This window comes from Micromonospora sp. NBC_01796 (genome assembly GCF_035917455.1).
Lineage (GTDB): Bacteria > Actinomycetota > Actinomycetes > Mycobacteriales > Micromonosporaceae > Micromonospora_G.
Genome location: NZ_CP109078.1, coordinates 4,004,246 through 4,026,500 on the forward strand (window position 1 = coordinate 4,004,246; position 22,255 = coordinate 4,026,500).

The window sequence follows — 22,255 nt, forward strand, 5'->3', positions numbered from 1 at the left end:
GCGGCGCCTCGGGGCTCAGAACTCGGCGGCGCGGCGGGTGAGCAGGGTGATCGTCGCCTGACGCCCGTTGGCGGTGGCGTTGGCGGAGGTGGTCAGCGCGGTCAGTACCTTCCACGCGAACGACGACTCGGCCGGCAGTCGGGCACCCGAGGTGGTCGGCACGGTCACCTCGACGGTGAGGGCGTCGTCGGTCACCGAGAACCGGCACTCAAGCTCGGCGTCCCGGGTGGCGATCGCGAGCAGCATCGCGCACGCCTCGTCCACCGCGATCCGTAGATCCTCGATCTCGTCCAGGGCGAAGTGCAGGCGCGCGGCCAGGCCAGCGGTCGCGGTACGCAGCACCCCCAGATACCCGCCGTCGGCGGGCACCGTGAGCATCACGATGTCGTCGTCGACCGTCGGCTGGGTATTAGATCGAGTCACCGGTGCCCATCTCCCTCGGCTGCGTACGCTCGGCGATCACGCCGGTCCCCTGAACGGGACCCGCCCCGGCACCGGCGAGCACCCTCACCGTACCGCCCGCCCCCTCCCCCCGCCCCGCGCCACCGCCCCACCCCACCCCCCGACCCCGTTGATCATGAAGTTAGCGACGGCATTCGAGCCTCGGGGCGTCGCTAACTTCATGATCAACGAGGCAAGAGGGTGGGTGGTGGGGCAGGGTTTGTGGTGTGGTGATTTGTGTGCGCGCGGTTCGGCGAGAGGACGCGGCGGGGGTTGCTGTTCTGCTTGGTCAACTTGGTTATCCGACCGATGGCGCGGCTGTGCGTGAACGCCTGACCTACTGGTTGGGTGACGAGGCGAGCGTGTTGCTCGGCGCTGACGATGACGGTCAGTTGGTCGGAGTCGCCGCCCTGCACGTCTGTCCGATCCTGGAGGTCACCGGCAAGTTCGGCCGGGTCGTGGCCCTGGTGGTCGACGACCGGTACCGAGGTCAGGGGGTAGGGCGCTCGTTGATGGCCGAGATGGAGAAACGGGCGTACGCCGCCGGCTGCATCCTGATGGAGGTGACAAGCGGTGGCCACCGGGAATCGGCGCACCGGTTCTATGCGGGATTGGGGTACCAGGACGCCCATGAGAGATCCAAACGCTTCACCAAGTTCCTGCCCGGGGACACGAAAGAACCCGTGTAGGCGAGGAGGGCCGCGGATATCGCTTGGTGAGTACGCTGGTGAACGAGGTGTCCGGTTCGATGTGGAGCCGCGAGGGTGGGATTTCAACCCGGGAGCGGGAAACGTGCCGGGCGTGGATGGCGTACGGGACACAAGGGACCGTGACGGCGGGGTACTGACCTTCGTACCCGGCCGCCTGGCGGGCGTTTGTCGGCTCGATCGCGGGAAGTGGGGTGGGTAACGTGTCGGATGAGTGGCTGGTGATCATGTTGATGGTCGGCACCCCGATCGTGGGAGCGGCCCTGCTGTTGGCCGTGCTCATGCCGATCGGGCGTCGCGCGCGGGCCGCCGTACGTTCCGGGCGCAACACCGCGCGGCCCGGCAACTCGTGGAACATCTCCTGACCCGGCCGTGAGCCGAGAGGGGTCAGCCGGGCGGGGGCTGGATCAGCTCGATGAGGTTTCCCTCGGGATCCTTAACGTAGGCGAACCGGGCGCCGGGCTGGACCGCGTCGGCCGGTGGCCAGACGGGCTGTGCACCGGTCCGGGTCAGGCGCATGAAGGCGTCGTCGAGGTTGTCGACCTCCAGGGCCCAGTGGCCGTACCCCTGGCCCCGCGCGGTGTCGAGCGGATCGGTGAAGATCTCGGGACGGGTGGAGCCCTCCCGTTCGATGAGTTCGACCCGTACGCCGTTGCTCGCCTGGAGCACGGCTGTCCGTACCGGCGGTTGGGGAAGTTCGAACTGCTCGATCACGTTGGTGAACCCGAGCGCGTCCTGATACCAGCGTTGCTGGGCGTCGAGGTTGGCCACGGACAGGCTGACGTGATGGAAGCGGACCTGGAAAGGGTTGATGCTCGCCATGTCGGAACTTCCTCGTCGAAGTCGGCGTGAGCAGGTCAGCACCGCGATCGTAACGATCGGGCAGGGTGCGGCGCCGCGGAACCTCGATTCGCGCGGCGGGCCCACGCGGTGAACGTACGGCGGCGTAAGAAACTGACGGCACGCCTGGTCGAGGCAGCATTGCGGGACGATGTGTTGGCCGCCGCCTGGGGTCACACCGACGTCGTACGCGCACTCCTCGCCCACGGTGCGGACGCCGACCTGCGCGAGGATCGGGGGAGCGGTGACTCGCCACTCGACTGGGCGCTACGCGGCAGCCACACCGGGGCGGCGGAACTGCTGCGTGCCGCGGGCGCCCACCCGAGGCCGTCGCAGAGCGGCTAGCGCAGTGCCGGCAGGCGGTCGGGCCCGGCCGAAGAGAGCAAAGCGGTCGGGCGCGGCCGAAGTGAGGAAACTGGCGCGGGTACCGCTCAGCGGCGGCGGAAGTCGTTCCCGGCCGGCGGTAGCCGGGTCGACGCTGTGCCGGGCGCAAACTTGGTTGCGACCGGCTGATGCCCGTACAACCCTGGTCGGATGGAGCAGAACGGAACGGACCGGGTGGACGCCGACGCCTTCCCGACGATCGACGTGGCGCTGGCGCGCCGGCTGGTCCGGGCGCAGTTCCCGCAGTGGGCCGACCTTCCCGTCCGGCCGGTGGAATTCGGTGGCTGGGACAACCGCACCTTCCACCTCGGCGACGAGATGACCGTACGGCTGCCCAGCGGACCGGGGTACGAGCCACAGGTCGCCAAGGAACACCGGTACCTGCACACACTCGCCCCACATCTGCCGCTGCCCATTCCCGCGCCGCTCGCGATGGGCGTGCCGGGCGAGGGGTATCCGCTGAACTGGTCCGTCTACGGGTGGATCGAGGGCGAGGTGGCAGGTCCCGACCGGATCGGTGACCTGACCGAGTTCGCCACCGACCTGGCCGGTTTCCTCAACGCACTGCAACGGATCGACGCGAGCGACGGGCCGCCGCCGGGACTGCACAGTGCGTACCGGGGCGGGCCGCTGGAGACGTACGACGACGACACCCGGCGGGCGATCGCGATGCTGGGGGATCGGATCCCCGGTGACACGGCCACCGCGTTGTGGGAGGCGGCGCTCAAGACGACGTGGGAACGTACGCCGGTGTGGTTCCACGGTGATGTCGCCTCCGGGAACCTGCTGGTCCGCGACGGCCGGTTGTCGGCCGTCATCGATTTCGGCTGTTCCGGGGTTGGCGATCCGGCCTGTGATGTGACGATCGCCTGGACCCTGCTGTCGGGGCCGAGCCGCGAGGCGTTCCGGACCGCGCTCGACGTCGACCCCGGCACCTGGGTCCGGGGACGTGCCTGGGCCCTCTGGAAGGCACTGATCGTCTTCGCCGGTCTTGCCGGGGCTCACCCCGGTCGCTAGGCGGCCGAGAAGCTGATCCTCGACGACATCCTCGCCGAGTACGAGCGCACCGCCTGATCCACCGTCGCTTCCTCCGACGCGGCGTCGACGGTCCCGGTCGGGCGGTTCCCTGCGGGGAACCTGCGCACTTAAAACTGCCTTCTTGTCGATCAGCGTGTCCACGGGCAGCCTTGGTCGTGTGACCGGACGGCCCCGAAATTGGGGCTCCGGTCGAGTCGTTCGACCAATTCCGGAAAGGGACTCAGGGAAGATGTCTGCGCGACTTCAATCGAAGGTAATCATTGTCACTGGTGGCACCATGGGAATGGGACGGGCGTTCGCGCAGCGGGCCGCCCGGGAGGGCGCGAAGGTTGTCATCGGCGCCCGCGACAAGGCTCGCGGTGTGGAGGTCGCCGCCGAGATCGCGGCGAGCGGTGGCCAGGTCCTGTTCGTGCCGACCGACGTCACCGTGGAGGAGCAGGTCGCTGAGCTGGTACGGGTCACCGTCGCCGAGTTCGGCCGGCTCGACGGGGCGTTCAACAACGCCGGTGGTGGCAACGCCGTCGGTGCCGTACGCGAGATCGACGACGCCTTCTGGCGCAGCACGATCGACCGCAACCTGACCAGCGTGTTCTACAGCCTCAAGTACGAGATCCCGGCGATCGTCGCGTCCGGCGGCGGTTCCATCGTGAACAACGCCTCGACGGTGGGTGTAATCGGGGATCCGATGGTGGCGGCCTATTCTGCGGCGAAGCACGGTGTCATCGGACTCACCCGTTCGGTGGCGCTCGACGTCGCGAAAGAGGGCGTACGGGTGAATGCGTTGGTGACCGGACTGGTCGATACCCCGTTGTGGCGTCAGGTCTCGGCGAACCCGGAAATCGAGCAGTACTTCCTGGGTTTGCAGCCGAATGGCAGGGCCGGTGCGGAAGAGGACATCGCCGCGTTCACGTCGTTTCTGCTCAGCGACGAGGCGACCTTCATCACCGGGGCGGCCCTCGCGATCGACGGCGGCCTGACCGCGAAGTAGTCACGGCCAACGAGCCGCCGTCGGTGGCGTCACAGGTCGGCGGTGGTCGGGTCCTGGTGGCGGCGGTCGTACGCGACTCGGGTGGCCCGGATCCCGTCGAGGTTCTGCTCGGTCCAGCCGGCGAGGTCCTGCACGATGGTGAGCAGGGTCTGCCCGGCGGGGGCGAGGGCGTACTCGACCTGCGGCGGGACGGTGGGGTGCACCGTACGGGTGACCACTCCGTCGCGCTCCAGGCCGCGCAGGGTCGCACTGAGCATCCGCTGGGTGATCGGGTACGCCAGCCGCCGCAGTTCGTTGAACCGGCGGGACCCCTTGCCCAGTTCGCAGATCACCACCACGGACCACTTGTCACCGACCCGTGCCAGGACGCTGCGCATGAGCTCTGCGTCGCAGGTGACCGCGGGCTCCGCGGTCGGGGTGATCTTGTCGACGAGCGTGGCCGTCATGGTGGTTCCTCCACGGGGTGACCCTGGTATTCGAAACGTACTAGCTAGGCAACCAATAGGGGCCGGGCTCTGTTCCCGGCGATTCACGGAGAGGGTGTCGGACGTGCGAGCGGTGGGACTGGACGAGTTCGGTGGACCGGAGGTGCTCCGGGTGGTGGAGCTGCCCCGCCCGGAGGCGGGACCGGGGCAGATCGGGATCCGGGTGCACGCGGCCGGGGTCACCCCGGGTGACGTGCTGCTGCGCTCCGGTCGGATAGCGGCCCTGATGCGGGGCGTGCGGCAGCCGTACCTGCCGGGTCAGGAGGTGGCCGGGGTGGTCGACCAGATCGGTGCGGACACGGCCACCGACTTGCGGATCGGGGACCGGGTGATGGCGATGGTCGTCCCGATCCGGCCCGACGGCGGCGGGTACGCCGAACACGTCGTGCTGGACGCGAACTGGGTGGGCCGTGCACCCGCCGGCACGAGCCACGCCGAGGCGGCGACGGTCCCGATGAACGGGCTGACCGCGCGGATGGCACTGGACCAACTCGACCTGCAGCCGGGAGCCACGCTGGCGGTCACCGGTGCCGCGGGCGCGGTCGGCGGGTTCGTCGTACAGCTCGCCAAGCATGCGGGGCTGACGGTGTACGCCGACGCCAAGGCGTCGGACGTACCCCGGGTGTCCGCCCTCGGCGCGGACCAGGTGGTCGAACGCGGGCCCGGTGTCGCGGACCGGTTCCGCGAGCTTGCGCCCGGCGGCGTCGACGGCGCGGTCGACACGGTCGGCACCGCCGACCTGTTCGACGCGATCCGCGACGGTGGCGGCCTCGCGTGGGTCAGCGGCGGCTCGACCGAAGCGCCGCGCGGGATCAGAACCGGGTACGTCTACATGCCCGACTACGGCGGCCGACCCGACGAACTCGACGACCTGCGGCGTCTCGCCGAGACCGGAGTCCTGACCCTCCGGGTCGCCGACACCTTCCCGCCGGAGCAGGCAGGGCAGGCCCACCGCCTGGTCGAAGCCGGTGGCGTACGCGGTCGCCTCGTCATCGCCTTCTGACCCGAACGGGTTCCGGGCCGGCTGATCCCAAGCGCGTTCCGGTCGGCGATATCGGAAACGGGGTCAGGCCGGCCGGCGGAGCCCGCCCAGCAGGTGTTCCAGGGCCGTCATCGTGGCGTCGAGGGCGGCCGGGTCGGGGGACTGGGCCAGCCAGAGAGCGGCCTCGTTCATCGCCCCGGACAGCAGTCGGGCCAGCGGCTGGACCGGCTGCGGGGTGACCACCCCGGCGGTGATCAGCGACTCCAGCGCCTCGGTCAGGTGATGGGCGGAGGAGGACTCGTCCATCAACCGCCACTCGTTCCAGCCCAGCACGGTTGGCGCGTCGACCAGCATGATCCGCCGGATCGCCGGGTCCGAACCAGCGGCCAGGAAGGCCCGGCACCCGGCGAGGAGTTGCTGCCACGGATCGTCGTACGCCCCGGCGGCCTCGGCCACCCTCTCCCCCAGGTCCCGTTGCGCCTGTTCGACCACCGCCCGGAACAGCCCGGCCTTGCTCCCGAAGTGGTGGTACGCCGCCCCCTTCGTCACCCCGACCGCGTGGGCGACCTCCTCCAGCACCACCGCGTGGAAGCCGTCCCGGGCGAACCGTCGCCGGCCCTCCGTCAGCAGCGCACGCCGGGTCTCGGCCCGCTGCTCGGCCCGACTCACCATCGCAGGCCCGCCCCGCCGATCCCGCCGACCGTTCCGTTCATCCCGCCGCCCGTCCCGTCCACCGCGATTGACATACCGAGAGTATGTCACTAGCGTCCGTTCGCATACCCAAGGTATGTGAACCGATGACGGAGGTCCCATGGAAACCGCGCTGACCAGCTTCTACCCGGTGATCTGCACCCGTGACGTGGCCGCGTCCCGCGACTTCTACACCCGGCACTTCGGCTTCGAGACCACCTTCGAAGCCGACTGGTACGTCAGCCTCCGCCGCCCCGAATCCCCGCACTACGAGTTGGCGCTGCTCGACCACACCCACGAGACGCTGCCCGACGGCTACCGCCGACCGGTCCAGGGGCTGATCCTCAACTTCGAGGTGACCGATGTGGACGCCGAACACCGGCGGCTGGTGCACGGGGCCGGGCTCACCGAGGAACTCTCCCTGCGCAGCGAGGACTTCGGCCAGCGGCACTTCATCGTCGCCGCCCCCGACGGCGTACTGGTCGACGTCATCACCCCCATCGCCCCCGGCGAGGCGTACGCGGCACAGTTCAACCCGGCCACCGCCCCGGCCGGCGACTGAGGGACCACCACCCCGGACCCACCCCGATTTGTGATCAATAAATTTCTCCGTCGGTGGATCCGTGCCGCCGAACCGGGCGTCGAATGATCACCGCGTCGTCCGTACGGGCATGCCGGGCGACCGCGGGGTTCGTAGAGTTCGACCCGGTGTGGGTGGCAGGGGAGGCACGTGATGTTCGACGACACGGGGCTGCTGGGGGCCGCGGAGGAGCGGGCGTACCGGCTGCTCCTGCGGCTCTCCGCGGCCAGTCCCGCCGACCTGGCCGGGCTGGCCGCGCTGCCGGTGACCGAGGCGGCCGAACTGCTGGAGGCGTTGCGCAGCAAGGGACTCGCCGTCGCCCGTCCCGGCCCCGAGCCGGTGTTCGAACCGCTGCCGCCGGACGTCGCCCTCGGCAACACCCTGCTGCGCCGGCAGGAGTCGCTGGAGACCGCGCGGCAGGCGGTCGCCGCGCTGACCGAGGAGTACCGGGCCAGCGACCGCCGCCGCAACGCCGACCACCTGGTGGAGGTGGTCGTCGGCGCCACCGCGCTACGGGAACAGCTCCGGGACCTGCAGAACTCGGCCCGCGAGGAAATCCTCTGGTTCTGCCGGGCCAACCCGCTGGCGATGTCCGGACCGGAGAACTCCGAGGAGTCGACCGCCCTGACCAGGGGCGTACGGTACCGCGCGATCTACGAACGGGCGCTGCTGGAAATGCCCGGCGAGTTGGACAGCATCGCCGAGAGCGTACGCGGCGGCGAGGAGGCCCGTACGCTGCCGGCGCTGCCGGTCCGGCTCGCCATCGCCGACCGCTCCACCGCGATCTGCCCGCTCGTGCCCGACGACCACCAGGGCATCGGCGAGCCGACCGCCGCCCTGATCCGGCGCAGTGAACTGCTCGACGCGCTGTTCGCCCTCTTCGAGAGCCACTGGGACCGGGCCAGCCCGATCCGCTGGGACGGAGAGCCCGGCGGCACGGGGGGCGAACTGACAGTGGCCACCGAATCCGGCGTCGACGAGGTGCTGGACGGGAGCGAACGCTTCCTGCTGTCGCTGTTCGTGGCCGGGTTCCCGGACAAGTCGATCGCGTCGCAACTCGGCGTCAGCCGCCGTACGGTGCAACGCCGGCTGGAGCGGTTGATGCTGCTCGCCGGCGTGGACACCCGTACCGGCCTGGCCTTCCAGGCCGCCCGTCGGGGCTGGCTCTGAGCGTCGGGCGGGACGACGGGACCGGTCGCCCCGCCCGACGGGCCTCAGCGCAGGCCGTACGCCCGGATCACGGTCTGGGTGACCGCGTTGCCGGACCGGTCGGTGGCCTTGACCCGCAGCGACACCGTGCCCCTGCCGGCCGGGATCGTCGCCCGGTAGTCCGTGCCGTCCCCGGACACCCGGGCCTTCTTCCACGTGCGTCCCTCGTCGAAGGACACGTCGACGGTCAGCTCGGTCCCGCGCGGCGCAGACAGTCCGTCCTGGCTGCGCAGACCCAGACCGAGCGTGTGCTGGCGGTCGGTCGCCCGGCCGTTCGCGTCCACCGGTGCGGAGTAGTCGACCTGCAACAGCGGCAGCGGCCTGGCCCGGTCGCCGGACTGCTGGCCGGAGCGGAAGTCCCACACCGTCTCGGTACGGGTACCGAAGCTCCACTCCTCGCCGTCGCGTTGGGTGGTCAACGCCAACCGGTACCGTGCCTCCGGCCCGGTGGTGGTGACATCCTGGCGGGCGTTGGGCAGCTCGGCGAGCAGCTTTCCGTTGCGCCACAGCTTCGCCCCGACCTGGGTCGCCTCACCGATGGTGAAGTGGCCGTCGGAGTCGACGAACTCCGGCACCCGCAGCGCGAACGCGTTCCCGGTACGGGTGGAGACCAGCTCCGGCACCCCGGCCGGCGACGCCGGTCGGACCACCGGGGCGATCCAGCTCTCCTGCGACCTACCGGCACGGTAGGAAGTGGGCGGCTCGGTCATCCCACCAGCCAGCGAGCCGAAGTCGTTCCACGGCCAGTCGTGCACCACCCGGTGCTGCCACAGTGAGTCCCCGCTGGTCACCCACTCCTCGCGGACCTTCGGGGTCTCGACGAAGCGGGACGAGTCGTTCCACGAAAACGTCTGCCAGGGGCGCCATCCGAATCGCTGCTCCTTCTGCCACGGGATACCGCCGTTGTCGGCGTAGGTGGAGGTGATCCGTACCGAGTTGGCTTCGGTCACCCGGTAGACGACCCGGTCCGGAACCCGGCCGGTCTCGACATGCTGGACGTCGTACAGGTATGGGCTGGACGTGGTCAGGGTCAGCTTCAACCTGGCCCGGCCCTTGGCGGCGCGGGCGATCAGCTTCTCCCCGGCGTCGGCCGTCACGGCCAGCATCGGGATCGCCTCCCGGTCACCGATCGGCCGCCACACCGTCCAGGCCGACCAGTCCGCCGGGCGGACCATCAGGGTCACCGCCGCACCGGCGGCAGCCGCGGCAGCGGTCACCTCGCTCTCGCTCGGCGCGTCCTCCCCACCCGGCTCGTTGGCCGAGCGGATCACGACCGCGGCGCCGCGTACCTTCGCCGCCGCCAGCTCGGCCGGGGTGCCCCGGCCGGCGTAGACCAGCGGGAACTCACGCTCACCGTCGTACGCCGGGGACTGCCCGGTCAGGTTGATGTCCAGCGGACCGGACACCCCGTCGACCTTGGCCTGCACCATTGGCGCGACGAGCTGCCAGCGGGAGGAGAACTCGAACTTCCCGGTGGAGACCCGCTTCGTCGGGGTGACGTTGACCTGCTGGACGGTGCTGAAGCTCATCACCCCGAGGTCCATCTGCCGGCCGGTGCCGGTCACCCGGTGCACGTAGTAGCTCAACACCGCCTGCTGCTCGGACGGCTTGGGCGTCTCGATCCGGATCGGGGTGCCCTTGCGGGCGTCGAGCAGGACCTCGATGTCCCGGTCGACCCGCAACTCCGGATCGATGATCGCGGTCAGCTGCTCGTTCTGCACCCCGCCGTCGGAGATCAGCGCGTTGAGCAGGTAGGTGCCCTCCTCGACCTGTACCTGCTGGGTCGTGCCCTCCCACAGGAAACCGAGGAAGTCCGACCGGCTGCTGTCGCCCTGGAGCATGACGACCGGAACCGCCACCGGCTTGCCGGCCCGGTCCACCGCGCGCAGGGTCACCGTGTGCCGGGGACCCTCCGAGGTGACCGCCAGCGCCGTGGTGACGAGTACGCCATCCGGCCCGGTCGCGGTGACCCAGCCGCCGTACTGGCCGGGTGCCAGGTTCGCCAGGTCGACGGTGACCGGTACCTCCACCGAACCCTTGGCCGGCACGGTCACCGTACCGGTGCCGGTGGTGATCGCGCCGTTCTGCGGGGCCCTGGTGCCGAGGTTCGACACGTCCACGGCGAGCGTGAGCGTCACCGGTGCCGTCCCGTCGTTGGTGTACGTCACCGTCCGGCTGACCGGAGCGGTGCCGGGTCCCGCGCCCGTATGCAACCCGAAGTCGGCCACACCGGTGGCGAACACCCGCTGGCTCACCGCACGGGCCACGTCCACCCGACCGGCCCCCTCGGCGAACACCGACAGCTCCCTGTTCGTACGGGCGGTGCTGACCAGCGCGTCCTTCAGCCGTGCCGGCGACCAGTCGGGGTGCTGCTGCGCCAGGAGTACGGCCGCACCGGCCACGTGCGGGGTCGCCATCGAGGTGCCGGACGCGGCCGTGTAGAGGTCGTCGACCGGCGTACCCATGGTGGTGCCGGCGGCACGGGCGGCGACGATGTCCACACCCGGGGCGGTGATCTCCGGCTTGAGGCCCTCGTCACCGAGGCGCGGGCCCCGGCTGGAGAACTCGGCCAGCGACTCGTCCCGGTCGACCGCGCCGACGGTCAGCGCCGACGGGGCGACACCGGGCGAACCGACGGTGTAGTCCGCGCCCTCGTTGCCGGCGGCGATCACGAACAGGGTGCCGTCCTCGGCGGTGATCCGGTCGACCGCCTGGCTCATCGGGTCGGTGCCGTCGGTTCCGCCACCGCCGAGGCTCATGTTGATGACCGCCGCGCCCTGGTCGGCGGCCCACTCCATGCCGGAGATGATCCACGACTCGTAGCCGCTGCCGTCGTCGCCGAGGACCTTGCCGACCAGCAGGCTCGCGCCCGGCGCGACCCCCTTGCGGGTGCCGCCGGACCCGGCGCCGGTGCCGGCGACGGTTGCCGCCACATGGGTGCCGTGGCCGAAGTGGTCGGTGGTGTCGGGGCTATCGCTGAAGTTCTGCGCGAGCGCCACCTTGCCGGCGATGTCGGGGTGGGTCTGGTCGATTCCGGTGTCGAGCACGGCCACCTTGACCCCGGTGCCGTCGAACCCGGCCTGCCAGGCGGCGGGGGCGCCGATCTGGGCGGTGCTGCGGTCGAGCACCGGGTGGACCTTGCCGTCGAGCCAGATCTGGCTGATCCCGTTGCCGAACGCGGGTGCGCCGGAGCCGGCCGACCGGGCACCGGGTGCGGTCGTCGCCGGTGCGGCGCCCTGCCAGAACCCGGCCAGCGAGTCCTTGCGGGCGGTCAGTGCGGCACCGCCGATGCTGGCCAGCGGACGGGCGGCGGTCGTACCGGCCAGGGCGCGGGCGGTGGTGGCGGCGCCGGGGTCCCGGTACCGGACGATCAGCGGGAGGCTGGCCGCCGAACCGTCGCCGTAACCGTCGGCGATCAGCTCCTCGACGTCGAACAGGTCCGCGTCCAGGGTGCCGGCGGAGACGTACGGGACGACGTCGCTGGGCAGGACCCGCATCCCGCCGTCGACCTCGACGGTGTGGAAGGTGATCCCCTCCCGGCCGGGGGCGGGGTGGACCGAGGCGGCGTACCGGCCACCGCCGGCCGGGGCGACCTCGACGACGTCACCGGTGATCAGGGTGACCCTGGACGAGCCGCCCAACGGGTTCGGCACCGCTCCCGGCGGTACGGCCGTCGGTGGGGCGGCTGAGGCCGGTGGCGTACCGGCGGCGGTGATCGCGAGTACGGCCACCAAGCCGGCGGCCGTACGACGCAGGGGGGTGGACATTTGCCAGACTCCTCGGGTTCAGCGGACCGCCATCAAAATGGCGACAGCTCGGAGTCTGTGGCTGGAACATTTCGCCGGTCCCGTATCGGCGGTGCCGCAGAGGCGACATGGCGCTAAGTGGACATCCCACCGCAGCACCGGGTAAACCACCGGTCAACAGTTGGTGATCGATGGATAGTGCCCGGCGACCTGCGGCCTGTTTCGCGGGCAGCGCTCATCGCCGGCAGGGTGAGGGCCGGCGGGGCGGGTCGGGGGCGTCAGTCGGCGTGCCGGGCGAGATCGGTCAGCGCGTCGCCGGTGAGCCGGTACGGCAGCCACTCGTCCATCGCGGCGGCGCCGATCGAGTGGTAGAACTCGCGGGCCGGGTTCCAGTTGAGCACCCACCAGTCCAGCCGCTGGTAACCGCGCTCGACGCAGACGGCGGCCAGGGTGGCGAGCAGCCTCCGGCCCGTACCGGTGCCCCGGGCCGCCGGTCGGACGTAGAGGTCCTCCAGGTAGATCCCGTGGACGCCGCGCCAGGTGGAGAAGTTGAGGAACCAGAGCGCGAAACCGATCGGCTCACCGTCGGCGTCGAGCGCGACATGCCCGAACAGCGCCGGCTGCTCGGCGAAGAGGGCCGCGTGCAGCTGCTCCTCGGTGAGGTGGCACTCGTCCGGGGCGCGTTCGTACTCGGCCAACTCGTGCACCATCGCGACGATGGCCGGCACGTCCGAGGGACGCGCCGGCCGAATCGCGGGTGGGGGACTCTCGTCCCCCCGGTCGGCTTGTGGCCGGCCGGTGGAAACAGTGGAGCTCACGCCTGCTTGGTCTCCCAGAAGATCTTCGAGATCTCGTCGATCTTCTGCAGCAGCTCGTCGGCCTTGGCCGGGTCGGTCGACGCCTTGGCGCCGCCGCCGCCACCGGCCAGCTTGGTGGCCTCGTTGAACAGCGAGTGCAGGTTCGGGTACTTCTCGAAGTGCGGCGGCTTGAAGTAGTCGGTCCAGAGCACCCACAGGTGGTGCTTGACCAGCTCGGCGCGCTGTTCCTTGATGATCAGGGCACGGGTCCGGAACTCCGGGTCCGTGTTGGCCTGGTACTTCTCGCAGATCGCCTTTACGGACTCGGCCTCAATCCGAGCCTGTGCCGGGTCGTAGACCCCGCAGGGCAGGTCGCAGTGGGCGTGCGCGACGAAACGTGGTGTGAGGATGCGTGGAAGTCGCATCAAGGCCCTCCGTGGGATGTTTGCGATGATCCGAGACGACATTACTCCTGACTTACGTCCCCAGGGGCGGAGAGGTGAAACCTGGTGCGGATGGGACCAGCGGGAAATCGACCGGATCGAACGGTGCCACCGGGGCGCGGGCTGTTCGCCGTACTCGTGATCGGTCCGTCCATGGTGCCGACGCTGCGTCACGGCGACGCGGTGCTGGTGCGGCGGCGTGGTCGCGCGATCCGGCCCGGTGACGTGGTCGTCGCGGTCTTCCGCACCCGCCCCGACCTGGTTGTGGTCAAGCGGGTGGTCCGCGCCGAGGATGGTGGGTGGTGGTTGCACGGTGACAACCCGCTGATCACGGACGACTCCCGAGCGTACGGAGTGGCCGATGTGCTCGGTCGGGTGGTGCTGCGGTACTGGCCGCGCCTGCGGAGGTTCGGTTACCACCCGGTATGACCCTGCTCACAGGTACGGTAAACAGACGACAGTATGCTCATTGGCCGTGCCTGGGTGACCCCCCGCACCGCACCGCCGGTCTTTCGCCGACCTCGCGTCGAGCCGGTTGGGTCCAACTGCTCGACGAATCCTGGAGTTCCCATGTCATCGTCTTCTGTGGATCATGCTGATCCGGTTTTCGAACTGCACCGAGGCGGCAAGCTGGCGGTGGCCTCGACGGTACCGCTGACCAGCCGGGAAGACCTGTCGCTCGCGTACACCCCCGGGGTTGCCCGGGTCTGCGAGGCGATCGCCGCCGACCCGGGACTGGTCGACGACTACACCTGGGTCTCGCACACGGTGGCCGTGGTGACCGACGGCTCGGCCGTACTCGGGCTGGGCAACATCGGTCCCCGCGCGGCGATGCCGGTGATGGAGGGCAAGGCGGTGCTGTTCAAGCAGTTCGGCGGCGTGGACGCGGTGCCGATCTGCCTGGACACGCAGGACGTGGAAGAGATCATCTCGGTGGTGACCGCGCTGGCCCCGTCGTTCGGCGGGATCAACCTGGAGGACATCAGCGCCCCCCGCTGCTTCGAGATCGAACGCCGGCTGGAGGAGGCGCTGCCGATCCCGGTCTTCCACGACGACCAGCACGGCACCGCGATCGTGGTGCTCGCCGCCCTGCGCAACGCCGCCACCCTGCTCAACCGCAAGCTCGGTGACCTGCGGGTGGTGGTCAGCGGGGCGGGCGCGGCCGGCGTCGCGGTGACCAGGATGCTGGCCGCCGGCGGGGTCAACCCCGATGACATCGTGGTCTGCGACTCGCGCGGCATCCTGCACCCGGAACGCGAGGGGCTCACCGAGGTCAAGGCGGAACTGGCCGACTTCACCAACTCCGCGCGCCGGCAGGGCGACATCACCGCCGCACTGCACGACGCCGACGTGCTGATCGGCGTCTCCGGCGGGCAGATCCCGGAGGCGGCGATCGCCGGGATGGCTTCCGGCGGGATCGTCTTCGCCCTGGCCAACCCGACACCCGAGGTGCACCCGGACGTCGCGGGCCGGCACGTCGCGGTGGTCGCCACCGGCCGCAGCGACTTCCCGAACCAGATCAACAACGTCCTCGCGTTCCCGGGGATCTTCCGGGGCGCGCTCGACGCGCGGGCCACCCGGATCACCGACGGCATGAAGGTGGCCGCCGCCGACGCGATCGCCGCGGTGGTCGCCGAGAACCTGACCCCGGACGCGATCGTCCCGTCGCCGCTGGACCCCCGGGTCGCCCCGGCGGTGGCCGAGGCCGTCCTCGACGCCGCCCGCCGCGACGGCGTCGCCCGCGCCTGAGGCGTGGGCAAGGGTCCCTTCCTGTCGTTTCCCCGGCAGGAAGGGACCCTTGATCGTCCACGGGGCCGTTGCGCGCGATGGCTGGGCGGGCGGTTCCGGTGGTGGGCCGGCGCTGTTAGCGTGCGGATCATGCGTGCCGCCTTCGCCTCGACGTTCGATGCCGACAATCCGCTCGCCGCGCTCACCGTCGGGGAGCGTCCGGAGCCGGTGCACCCGGCCGACGACTGGCTGACCGTGGAGGTCAGGGCCAGTTCCCTCAACCGGCACGACCTGTGGTCACTGGTCGGGGTCGGGCTGAGCGTGGAGCAGTTGCCGATGATCCTCGGGTGCGACGCCGCCGGGATCGACCCGGACGGCAACGAGGTGCTCGTCTACCCGGTGGTCCTGGATCCGGCCGACCCCCGTGGCGTGTCGATCCTGTCGGAGAAGTTCCAGGGCACGCTGGCCGAGCGGGTTGCGGTGCCGAGGGGGAACCTGGTGCCCGTACCGGCGGGGCTCTCGCTCACCGACGCGGCCTGCCTGCCGACGGCGTGGCTGACCGCGTACCGGATGCTCACCGACCGGGGGCGGATCGACGAGGGTGACGCGGTCCTGGTGCAGGGCGCCGGGGGCGGGGTGGCGACCGCCGCCGTCGTGCTCGCGGTGGCGATGGGCAAGCGGGTGTACGCGACCAGCCGGGACGCCGCCAAGCGGGACCGGATCGCGGCGCTCGGTGCGACGGCGGTGGCACCGGGAGCCCGGCTGCCGGAACGGGTCGACGTGGTCATCGAGACCGTCGGCGCGGCAACGTTCGACCACTCGATGAAGTCGGCCAGGCCCGGCGCCCGGATCGTGGTGTCGGGGGCGACCTCGGGTCACGAGCCGAAGGTGAACCTCCGTCGGGTCTTCGCGTTGCAGTTGGAGATCCTCGGCACCTCGATGGGTACGCCTGCGGAGCTGGCCGAACTGCTCGCGTTCTGCGTCGACCGGGGGGTCCGCCCGGTGGTCGACTCGGTCCACGGGTTCTCGCAGGTGGCCGACGCGTTCGCCCGGCTCCAGTCCGGCGAGGTGTTCGGCAAGGTGGTGCTCGACCACACCCGGTGACGAGAGCCCCCACCGCACCGGGCCTCCCGGAGCCCGACCGTCCGCTTCGGACGGCGATGCCCCACCTTTCGCCGACGGTAGCCGACCGAACACGCGCGACCCCGCGATTTGAAAATCCGGACCTTTCCCCCTGGGCAAAGCGGGGCAAACGAGCGGCGTAAGGCCCCTGAAAAGCGGAGATAAGCCGTGGGAAAGGCCCCCTTTAGGAAAACTAAAGGTTCGGTTTCCGATCTCCTTGTGATACCCCAAGGTCACCTTGAGTGCGCGGTACAGTCATGCGGTTCTGCTCTGCTGATTGCGGACTATTTGTAGGTCGAAGGGGTTAGATCTTGAGGTTCTCGGCGGCGCACGCAGATATTGAACAAGCATCACGATCCTCGCGAGGCGGGCATAAGTTATTTAGCCGCCGGCCGCGTTCATTGTTGGTAATTTTGACGACCCTTGTTATTGCCGTTGCCGGCATCGGGGTGGCCGTCGCGGGCAGCCGTGACGGTTCGATGGCGGTCTACAAGGACGGCACCGTGATCGACGGCGCCGTGGTCAACGGCTACATACACGTACGGGCGAACAACGTCACGATCAAGAATTCGACGATCCGCTACGGCGGGGCGTCGCACGCGGTGCGAATTTTCGACGGTTTCTCCGGCACCGTGGTCGAGGACACCAAGATTCATTGCGGTTCGGCCCGTACCAATGGGCTCGTGTTCGGCAACTACACCGCCCGGCGGGTGCAGATTTTCGGCTGCCGCAACGGCTTCATGTATTCCGACTCCGCACCCGCGACGATTGTCGAGTCGACCTGGAACGGCAAGGCGGTGAACGCGGGAGCGGAGATCGGACCGGCTCCCGAGCCGCCGCCGTCGGAATCGACCGCCACCCCCAGCGCCCGCCCCAGCGCCAGCCGTACCACCGCACCGCCCGCCTCCAGTGCGCCGCCGCGTGAGGTCGCCGGGCGGATCCCGGAATCGTTCCCCGGTCCGGACAACACCGGCGTACCGGCCGGCACCACGCTCAAGGCCTCCGGCTCGATCAACGCGACCAAGGACGGCCAGGTCTTCACCGGACTCGACATCAAGGGCTGCTTCACCGTCACCGCCAAGAACGTGATCCTGCGGAAGTCGCGGATCAGTTGCGGCGGGCTCTACTCGATCAGGACCCTCGGTGGGGCGGCCAACCTGCTCGTCGAGGACGTCGAGATCAACGGGCAGGCCAAGAACTCGGCGGCCGTGTGCTGCGGCGACTACACCCTGCGCCGGGTGGAGATCACCAATACGATCGACGGCCCGCGCCTGGGCAGCAACACGGTGATCGAGAACTCCTGGATCCACCATCTCGCCCGGACCAGCGGCTCGCACAACGACGCGTTGCAGACCACCGGCGCCTCGAACATCGTGGTACGCGGCAATTCGCTGGAGACGTACAACCCGACGACCGGGGACCCGTTCAACGCCTGCATCATGATCGGCTCGACCACCGGGCCGAGCGTGAACAACCTGACCTTCGAGCAGAACTACTGCAACGGCGGCAACTACTCGGTCGGGATCCGCGAAGACCTCAAGGGCTCCAACATCCAGTTCCGGCAGAACGTGTTCGGCCGGAACTACCGGTTCGGTGTGGTGGCCCGCCCCGGACAGGCCGGAATCAGTTGGGACAAGGCAAGCAACGTCTGGGTGGACAACCGCAAGCCGGTGGTCCCGTAGCTCTACCCCCACCACCCCCCGTCGCGGGCCCGTGCATCACGCACGGGCCCGCGACGTTTCGTCTGGTGGGGTGCGCAGGTCGGAAGGGGCGGGCGGTACCGCGGCCGGGAGTGAGCGTACGCACGCCGACCGCGTACGTTCTCTCCGGCGCTCGGCGGGGTGCGGTGCGGTGCACGGCGCCCCGGGGCGGCGACCGCCCGCCCGCGACCGGTGTGCGTGTGCGACCGGGCGGGATGACAGACCCGATCCACGGTCGTTTCCGCGCACCACATTGACCGTAAGCGCCCGCTCCGCCGTACGCGGCCACCCGTCCGGGTGCGGTACGGCGGCCAGCCGGTCGATGTTGACCAGCCACCTCGGTGGCCGCGGCGCCGCCGTACGGGCCGCGCAGTGGCGGTACGGGTCGCGGGGCGTTACCCGGCGCGTGGGCCGGCTGCGCTGCGCAGTTGTCGAGCCTCGGCCGATTGCGGTGGGATTCACCCGGTTCAGTACGGCCCGGATCGCCCCCGCCGCCAGCACTCGACCGCCTGCCGGTGGCTGTTCGCTATGGTCTTCGGCATGCCTGACAGTTACCAGGACCCCAGTGGCAACACCGAGGCGTTCCGTGCCTTCGCGCACCCGTCCGCCGAACCGCCCGCCGCACCCGCCAAGCCGTCGCCGAACCTACCCCTGATCATCGGCGCATCCGTAGCCGCAGTGGTAATCCTCGCCCTAATCGCCTGGCTCACCCTCTCCTGACCCGCTCCACCTGGTCCCACCCCCGCCTCACCTCGTTGATCATGAAGTTGGCGCGACGACACGCCGGTGCCGGGCGCGCCAACTTCATGATCAACCGGGAAGGCGGGGGGACCGGGGGGACTGGGGGGTGAGGAGGGTGGCGGTTTGGTGGGCTATTTCTAGTTCCTCGTTGGTGGTTATTACGTAGACGGGGGTTCGGGAGGTGTCGGGGGAGATGGGGCGGTCGCCGGACTGGGTGGTGTTGCGGTCTGGGTCGATGGTTATGCCCAGGTGGTTTAGGTTTTCCAGGGCGGCGGCGCGGACGGGGGCGGCGTGCTCGCCGACACCAGCGGTGAACGTGATCGCGTCGAGCCGGCCGAGCAGGGCGTAGTAACCGCCGACGTAGAACCGGATCCGCTGGCAGTAGACCTGGAAGGCCAGCTCGGCGGCCGGGTCACCGGCCTCCCGGCGACGCAGCACCTCGCGCATGTCGTTCGCGCCGGTGAGCCCGTACAGGCCGCTGCGGTGGTTGAGCAGGTCGTCGATCTCGTCGACCGACAGGCCGGCGACCCGCCGGAGCTGCATGATGACCGTCGGGTCCAGGTCACCGCTGCGGGTCCCCATCACCAGACCCTCCAGCGGCCCCATCCCCATCGAGGTGGCGACACTGCGGCCACCGGCGACCGCGCACGCGCTCGCCCCGTTGCCCAGGTGCAGCGTGATCGTGTTGACCTGCCCGTACGGGCGGCCGAGCAGTGCCGCCGTACGCCGGGAGACGTACGCGTGTGAGGTGCCGTGGAAGCCGTAGCGGCGGATGTCGTACCGGCGGGCGGTTTCCGCGTCGATGGCGTACGTGGCGGCGGCCTCGGGCAGGGTCCGGTGGAACGCGGTGTCGAAGACCGCCACCTGCGGCACGCCGGGCAGCAGTTGCCGGGTGACCGCGATCCCGGCCAGGTTCGCCGGGTTGTGCAGCGGGGCCAGCGGCACCAGGTCGGTGATCTCCCCGAACACCTCGTCGTCGACCAGGGTCGGCTCGGCGAACCGCTGTCCACCGTGGACCACCCGGTGCCCGACCCCGGTCAGTCCGGTCAGGTCGATCCGGTCCAGCACCTGCCGGATCGCGCTCTCGTGGTTCGCCGGCCCGCCGCCGGGCTCGCCGATCCGCTCGACCGTGCCCCGGGCGAGCACCACCGGCCCGCCGGCGCCGTCCACCGGTGTCTCGTCACCGGCGTCGACACCGTCGTAGAGGCGGTACTTCAGCGACGACGAACCTGAGTTGACCACCAGGATCCGGCTCACGACGCCACGTCCTCTCGCCGGTCGCCATCGGCGGGACCGGTTGCCGCCGCCTGGATCGCGGTGATCGCCACCGTGTTGACGATGTCCTTCACCGTCGCCCCCCGGGACAGGTCGTTGACCGGGCGGCGCAGGCCCTGCATCACCGGGCCGACCGCCACGGCACCGGCCGAGCGCTGCACCGCCTTGTACGTGTTGTTCCCGGTGTTCAGGTCGGGGAAGACGAAGACGGTGGCCCGGCCGGCGACCGTACTGCCGGGGAGTTTGGTCGCCGCCACCGCCGGGTCGATCGCGGCGTCGTACTGGATGGGTCCCTCGACCAGCAGGTCCGGCCGGCGGGTCCGGACCAGTTCGGTGGCTGCCGCGACCTTCTCCACGTCGGCGCCCGCACCGGACGCCCCGGTCGAGTACGACAGCATCGCCAGCCGGGGTTCGACACCGAACCGGGCGGCGGTGTCGGCCGAGGAGAGGGCGATGTCGGCGAGCTGGTTCGCGTCCGGGTCCGGGTTCACCGCGCAGTCGCCGTACACCAGGACCCGGTCCGACAGCAGCATGAAGAAGACGCTGGAGGCCACCGACACGTCCGGCACGGTACGGATGATCTCGAAGGCGGGGCGGATCGTCGCGGCGGTGGTGTGGGTGGCGCCGGAGACCATGCCGTCGGCCCGACCCAGGTGGACCATCATCGTGCCGAAGTAGTTCGGGCTCACCACCACGTCCTGGGCCAGGTCCGGGGTGACGCCCCGGTGGGCGCGCAGGTGGACGTACTCGGCGGCGAACTCGTCCCGCCACGGGCTGGCGGCCGGGTCGACCAGGTCGGCCTGCTCGATGTCGACGCCGATCTCGCGTGCCCTGCGGCGGATCTCGTCCGGGTCGCCGAGCAGGGTCAGGTCGGCCACCCGGCGGCGGAGCAGGATCTCGGTCGCCCGCAGGATCCGTTCGTCCGTACCCTCGGGCAACACCAGCCGGCGGCGGGCCGCGCGGGCCCGGTCGATCAGGTCGTACTCGAACATCAGCGGGGTGACCCGCGCGGACCGGGCGACCCGCAGTCGCCGGGCCAGCTCGGGGGTGTCCACCGCGGCCTCGAAGGCGCCCAGGGCGGCCTCCACCTTGCGCGGGTTCGCCGCACTCGGTCGGCCCTCGATCCGGCTGGAGGCGGACACCGTGTGGTAACTGTCGCCGGGCACCGAGAGCACCGCCAGGCCGGTACGCAGCCGCTCGACCAGCCGCATCACCCTCGGGTCCGGCTGCTCGCCGAGGGTGAGCACCAGCCCGGCCACGGACACCTGACCGGCGACGTGCGCCGCCGCGGCGGCGACCAGCAGGTCCGCCCGGTCCCCCGGAGTGATCATCAACGCGCCGTCGGTCAGGTGGTCGAGCAGGGTCGGCACGTGTGCCGCCCCGACGACGAAGTCGAGGACGTCCCGCTCCAGCGCGGCCCGGTCACCGGCGAGCAGGGTGGCGCCGAGCGCGGTGGCCACCTCGGCCACCGTCGGCGCCGACACGGCCGGCACCTCGGGAATCGCGTACGCGGGCACCGGCAGCTCCGGCAGGGTCATCGCCCCCGGCACCCGGTTGGCCACCACCGCCAGTACGGTCGCGCCCAGGTCCTCCAGGTCGTGGTACGCCCCGCGCGCCGCCGCCGCGATCGCCTCCGGCTCCTGCTCGAACCCGTCCACCACCGGCACCACCACGCTGCCGAACTCGGTGGCCAGCCGGGCGTTGAAGGCGAGTTCGCGGGAGAGCCCGCCGGTGCCGCCCTCGGCCGCGTCGTCGAAGTCGCTGCCGACCACGACCACGGCCGGGCAGCCGCGTTCGACCGTACGGTAGCGCTCCACGATCCGGGAGATCAGTTCCTCCCGCTGCCCGTCGGCGACCAGCCTGGACGCCTCGGCGTAGGTGGTGCCGTACAGGTCCTCGGCCGGGGTGTCGATCCGGTAGCGCTCGCGCAGCAGGGCCAGGATCGGGTCCTCTTCGGTGTCGCTGACCAGGGGCCGGAACACACCGATCCGCTCGACCTGCCGGGAGAGGAGTTCGGCCAGCCCGAGTGCGATCGTCGACTTGCCGCCGCCGTGCCCGAGCCCGGCGATATAGACACTGCGTGCCACGCCCCCAACCTACAAGATCGGGCAGCCGGTCGGCTCGCTCCGGAGAGGTCTGTCCGGACACAGTCCGGCCGTGCCGGATGGGTGGCTACTCGTCGTCCTCGTCGTCGTGGCGGGCCAGCCAGGTGGCGAAGCGTTCGATGGGGGTTTCGAACTCGGGATTGAGGTCGACGAACTCGCGCAGGCGCTCGCCGAGCCACTCCAGGGTGACGCTCTCGTCGCCCCGGCGCTCGACCAGTTCCTCGATGCCCCGGTCGGTGAAGTACATGGGTGGT

23 protein-coding genes are annotated in these 22,255 nt (G+C 70.4%); 13 read left to right on the forward strand and 10 right to left on the reverse strand.

Going from position 1 to position 22,255, the window contains the following annotated elements:
- Positions 1–15: 15 nt before the first annotated feature.
- A complete protein-coding gene (locus tag OIE47_RS18465) occupies positions 16–378 on the reverse strand; it encodes an ATP-binding protein (RefSeq protein WP_326563155.1) in 363 nt (120 codons plus the stop codon).
- Between the two features lie 302 nt (positions 379–680).
- Between OIE47_RS18465 and OIE47_RS18470 the strand changes: the two genes are divergently transcribed.
- Together OIE47_RS18470 and OIE47_RS18475 are read left to right on the forward strand one after the other, a co-directional pair.
- Entirely contained in the window at positions 681–1,130 is a 450-nt protein-coding gene (locus tag OIE47_RS18470) for a GNAT family N-acetyltransferase (RefSeq protein WP_326562717.1), read from the forward strand.
- Positions 1,131–1,351: 221 nt separating this feature from the next.
- Positions 1,352–1,513 carry a hypothetical protein gene (locus OIE47_RS18475; protein WP_326562718.1) on the forward strand — a complete coding sequence of 54 codons (162 nt, stop codon included), beginning with the start codon at positions 1,352–1,354 and terminating at the stop codon, positions 1,511–1,513.
- Positions 1,514–1,535: 22 nt separating this feature from the next.
- On the opposite strand, the gene OIE47_RS18480 is transcribed toward OIE47_RS18475, so the two are convergent.
- A complete protein-coding gene (locus tag OIE47_RS18480; protein WP_326562719.1) occupies positions 1,536–1,970 on the reverse strand; it encodes a VOC family protein in 435 nt (144 codons plus the stop codon).
- Between the two features lie 108 nt (positions 1,971–2,078).
- On the opposite strand from OIE47_RS18480, the gene OIE47_RS18485 reads away from it, so the two are divergent.
- From OIE47_RS18485 to OIE47_RS18495, 3 genes are all read left to right on the forward strand, one after another.
- Positions 2,079–2,333 (forward strand): ankyrin repeat domain-containing protein, encoded by a 255-nt coding sequence (locus OIE47_RS18485; protein WP_326562720.1) that lies wholly within the window; start codon positions 2,079–2,081, stop codon positions 2,331–2,333.
- A 189-nt stretch (positions 2,334–2,522) separates the two neighbouring features.
- On the forward strand, positions 2,523–3,389 hold the full coding sequence (locus OIE47_RS18490; protein ID WP_326562721.1) for an aminoglycoside phosphotransferase family protein: 867 nt from the start codon (positions 2,523–2,525) through the stop codon (positions 3,387–3,389).
- Between the two features lie 250 nt (positions 3,390–3,639).
- On the forward strand, positions 3,640–4,398 hold the full coding sequence (locus OIE47_RS18495) for an SDR family NAD(P)-dependent oxidoreductase (protein WP_326562722.1): 759 nt from the start codon (positions 3,640–3,642) through the stop codon (positions 4,396–4,398).
- Positions 4,399–4,427: 29 nt separating this feature from the next.
- On the opposite strand, the gene OIE47_RS18500 is transcribed toward OIE47_RS18495, so the two are convergent.
- On the reverse strand, positions 4,428–4,844 hold the full coding sequence (locus tag OIE47_RS18500; protein WP_326562723.1) for a winged helix-turn-helix transcriptional regulator: 417 nt from the start codon (positions 4,842–4,844) through the stop codon (positions 4,428–4,430).
- 103 nt (positions 4,845–4,947) lie between these two features.
- On the opposite strand from OIE47_RS18500, the gene OIE47_RS18505 reads away from it, so the two are divergent.
- Positions 4,948–5,886, forward strand: a complete 939-nt coding sequence (locus OIE47_RS18505) for an NADP-dependent oxidoreductase (protein WP_326562724.1) — start codon at positions 4,948–4,950, stop codon at positions 5,884–5,886.
- 63 nt (positions 5,887–5,949) lie between these two features.
- Here the strand turns inward: OIE47_RS18505 and OIE47_RS18510 are convergent, their stop codons facing one another.
- Positions 5,950–6,537, reverse strand: a complete 588-nt coding sequence (locus OIE47_RS18510) for a TetR/AcrR family transcriptional regulator (RefSeq protein ID WP_326562725.1) — start codon at positions 6,535–6,537, stop codon at positions 5,950–5,952.
- 139 nt (positions 6,538–6,676) lie between these two features.
- Here OIE47_RS18510 and OIE47_RS18515 point away from each other — a divergent pair, with 139 nt between their 5' ends.
- Positions 6,677–7,117 carry a VOC family protein gene (locus OIE47_RS18515; RefSeq protein ID WP_326562726.1) on the forward strand — a complete coding sequence of 147 codons (441 nt, stop codon included), beginning with the start codon at positions 6,677–6,679 and terminating at the stop codon, positions 7,115–7,117.
- 171 nt (positions 7,118–7,288) lie between these two features.
- Positions 7,289–8,305 carry a TrmB family transcriptional regulator gene (locus OIE47_RS18520; RefSeq protein WP_326562727.1) on the forward strand — a complete coding sequence of 339 codons (1,017 nt, stop codon included), beginning with the start codon at positions 7,289–7,291 and terminating at the stop codon, positions 8,303–8,305.
- 44 nt (positions 8,306–8,349) lie between these two features.
- Here OIE47_RS18520 and OIE47_RS18525 read toward each other — a convergent pair whose 3' ends face one another.
- From OIE47_RS18525 to sodN, 3 genes are all read right to left on the reverse strand, one after another.
- A complete protein-coding gene (locus OIE47_RS18525; protein WP_326562728.1) occupies positions 8,350–12,111 on the reverse strand; it encodes a S8 family serine peptidase in 3,762 nt (1,253 codons plus the stop codon).
- 257 nt (positions 12,112–12,368) lie between these two features.
- On the reverse strand, positions 12,369–12,818 hold the full coding sequence (locus OIE47_RS18530; protein WP_326562729.1) for a GNAT family N-acetyltransferase: 450 nt from the start codon (positions 12,816–12,818) through the stop codon (positions 12,369–12,371).
- An 86-nt stretch (positions 12,819–12,904) separates the two neighbouring features.
- Complete coding sequence (gene sodN / locus OIE47_RS18535; RefSeq protein ID WP_326562730.1) at positions 12,905–13,312, reverse strand: superoxide dismutase, Ni; 408 nt, start codon at positions 13,310–13,312, stop codon at positions 12,905–12,907.
- 90 nt (positions 13,313–13,402) lie between these two features.
- Between sodN and OIE47_RS18540 the strand changes: the two genes are divergently transcribed.
- From OIE47_RS18540 to OIE47_RS18560, 5 genes are all read left to right on the forward strand, one after another.
- Positions 13,403–13,759 carry a S24 family peptidase gene (locus OIE47_RS18540; protein ID WP_442792168.1) on the forward strand — a complete coding sequence of 119 codons (357 nt, stop codon included), beginning with the start codon at positions 13,403–13,405 and terminating at the stop codon, positions 13,757–13,759.
- Positions 13,760–13,900: 141 nt separating this feature from the next.
- A complete protein-coding gene (locus OIE47_RS18545; RefSeq protein ID WP_326562732.1) occupies positions 13,901–15,079 on the forward strand; it encodes an NAD(P)-dependent malic enzyme in 1,179 nt (392 codons plus the stop codon).
- A 120-nt stretch (positions 15,080–15,199) separates the two neighbouring features.
- Complete coding sequence (locus OIE47_RS18550; RefSeq protein WP_326562733.1) at positions 15,200–16,162, forward strand: zinc-binding dehydrogenase; 963 nt, start codon at positions 15,200–15,202, stop codon at positions 16,160–16,162.
- Positions 16,163–16,593: 431 nt separating this feature from the next.
- Positions 16,594–17,862 carry a hypothetical protein gene (locus OIE47_RS18555; protein WP_326562734.1) on the forward strand — a complete coding sequence of 423 codons (1,269 nt, stop codon included), beginning with the start codon at positions 16,594–16,596 and terminating at the stop codon, positions 17,860–17,862.
- Positions 17,863–18,420: 558 nt separating this feature from the next.
- Positions 18,421–18,600, forward strand: coding sequence for a hypothetical protein (locus tag OIE47_RS18560; protein ID WP_326562735.1), 180 nt, complete (start codon positions 18,421–18,423; stop codon positions 18,598–18,600).
- A gap of 90 nt (positions 18,601–18,690) precedes the next feature.
- Here the strand turns inward: OIE47_RS18560 and OIE47_RS18565 are convergent, their stop codons facing one another.
- The 3 genes from OIE47_RS18565 to OIE47_RS18575 form a co-directional block, all read right to left on the reverse strand.
- The gene (locus OIE47_RS18565; RefSeq protein WP_326562736.1) at positions 18,691–19,878 is read right to left on the reverse strand and encodes an acetate/propionate family kinase; all 1,188 of its coding nucleotides are present in this window, start codon (positions 19,876–19,878) and stop codon (positions 18,691–18,693) included.
- Positions 19,875–21,983, reverse strand: coding sequence for a phosphate acetyltransferase (gene pta, locus OIE47_RS18570; RefSeq protein WP_326562737.1), 2,109 nt, complete (start codon positions 21,981–21,983; stop codon positions 19,875–19,877). Before pta ends, OIE47_RS18565 begins: the two co-directional genes overlap by 4 nt.
- An 85-nt stretch (positions 21,984–22,068) precedes the next feature.
- Positions 22,069–22,248 (reverse strand): DUF6104 family protein, encoded by a 180-nt coding sequence (locus OIE47_RS18575; protein ID WP_326562738.1) that lies wholly within the window; start codon positions 22,246–22,248, stop codon positions 22,069–22,071.
- Between the last annotated feature and the right edge of the window lie 7 nt (positions 22,249–22,255).

What these genes read in the sequence shown, in the direction of transcription:
- OIE47_RS18465 (WP_326563155.1), bottom strand. Translation starts at nt 378, where the DNA reads ATGCTCACGGTGCCCGCCGACGGCGGGTATCTGGGGGTGCTGCGTACC.
- OIE47_RS18480 (WP_326562719.1), bottom strand. Translation starts at nt 1,970, where the DNA reads ATGGCGAGCATCAACCCTTTCCAGGTCCGCTTCCATCACGTCAGCCTG.
- OIE47_RS18490 (WP_326562721.1), top strand. Translation starts at nt 2,523, where the DNA reads ATGGAGCAGAACGGAACGGACCGGGTGGACGCCGACGCCTTCCCGACG.
- OIE47_RS18495 (WP_326562722.1), top strand. Translation starts at nt 3,640, where the DNA reads ATGTCTGCGCGACTTCAATCGAAGGTAATCATTGTCACTGGTGGCACC.
- OIE47_RS18500 (WP_326562723.1), bottom strand. Translation starts at nt 4,844, where the DNA reads ATGACGGCCACGCTCGTCGACAAGATCACCCCGACCGCGGAGCCCGCG.
- OIE47_RS18510 (WP_326562725.1), bottom strand. Translation starts at nt 6,537, where the DNA reads ATGGTGAGTCGGGCCGAGCAGCGGGCCGAGACCCGGCGTGCGCTGCTG.
- OIE47_RS18515 (WP_326562726.1), top strand. Translation starts at nt 6,677, where the DNA reads ATGGAAACCGCGCTGACCAGCTTCTACCCGGTGATCTGCACCCGTGAC.
- OIE47_RS18520 (WP_326562727.1), top strand. Translation starts at nt 7,289, where the DNA reads ATGTTCGACGACACGGGGCTGCTGGGGGCCGCGGAGGAGCGGGCGTAC.
- OIE47_RS18525 (WP_326562728.1), bottom strand. Translation starts at nt 12,111, where the DNA reads ATGTCCACCCCCCTGCGTCGTACGGCCGCCGGCTTGGTGGCCGTACTC.
- sodN (WP_326562730.1), bottom strand. Translation starts at nt 13,312, where the DNA reads ATGCGACTTCCACGCATCCTCACACCACGTTTCGTCGCGCACGCCCAC.
- OIE47_RS18540 (WP_442792168.1), top strand. Translation starts at nt 13,403, where the DNA reads ATGGGACCAGCGGGAAATCGACCGGATCGAACGGTGCCACCGGGGCGC.
- OIE47_RS18545 (WP_326562732.1), top strand. Translation starts at nt 13,901, where the DNA reads ATGTCATCGTCTTCTGTGGATCATGCTGATCCGGTTTTCGAACTGCAC.
- OIE47_RS18560 (WP_326562735.1), top strand. Translation starts at nt 18,421, where the DNA reads ATGCCTGACAGTTACCAGGACCCCAGTGGCAACACCGAGGCGTTCCGT.
- OIE47_RS18575 (WP_326562738.1), bottom strand. Translation starts at nt 22,248, where the DNA reads ATGTACTTCACCGACCGGGGCATCGAGGAACTGGTCGAGCGCCGGGGC.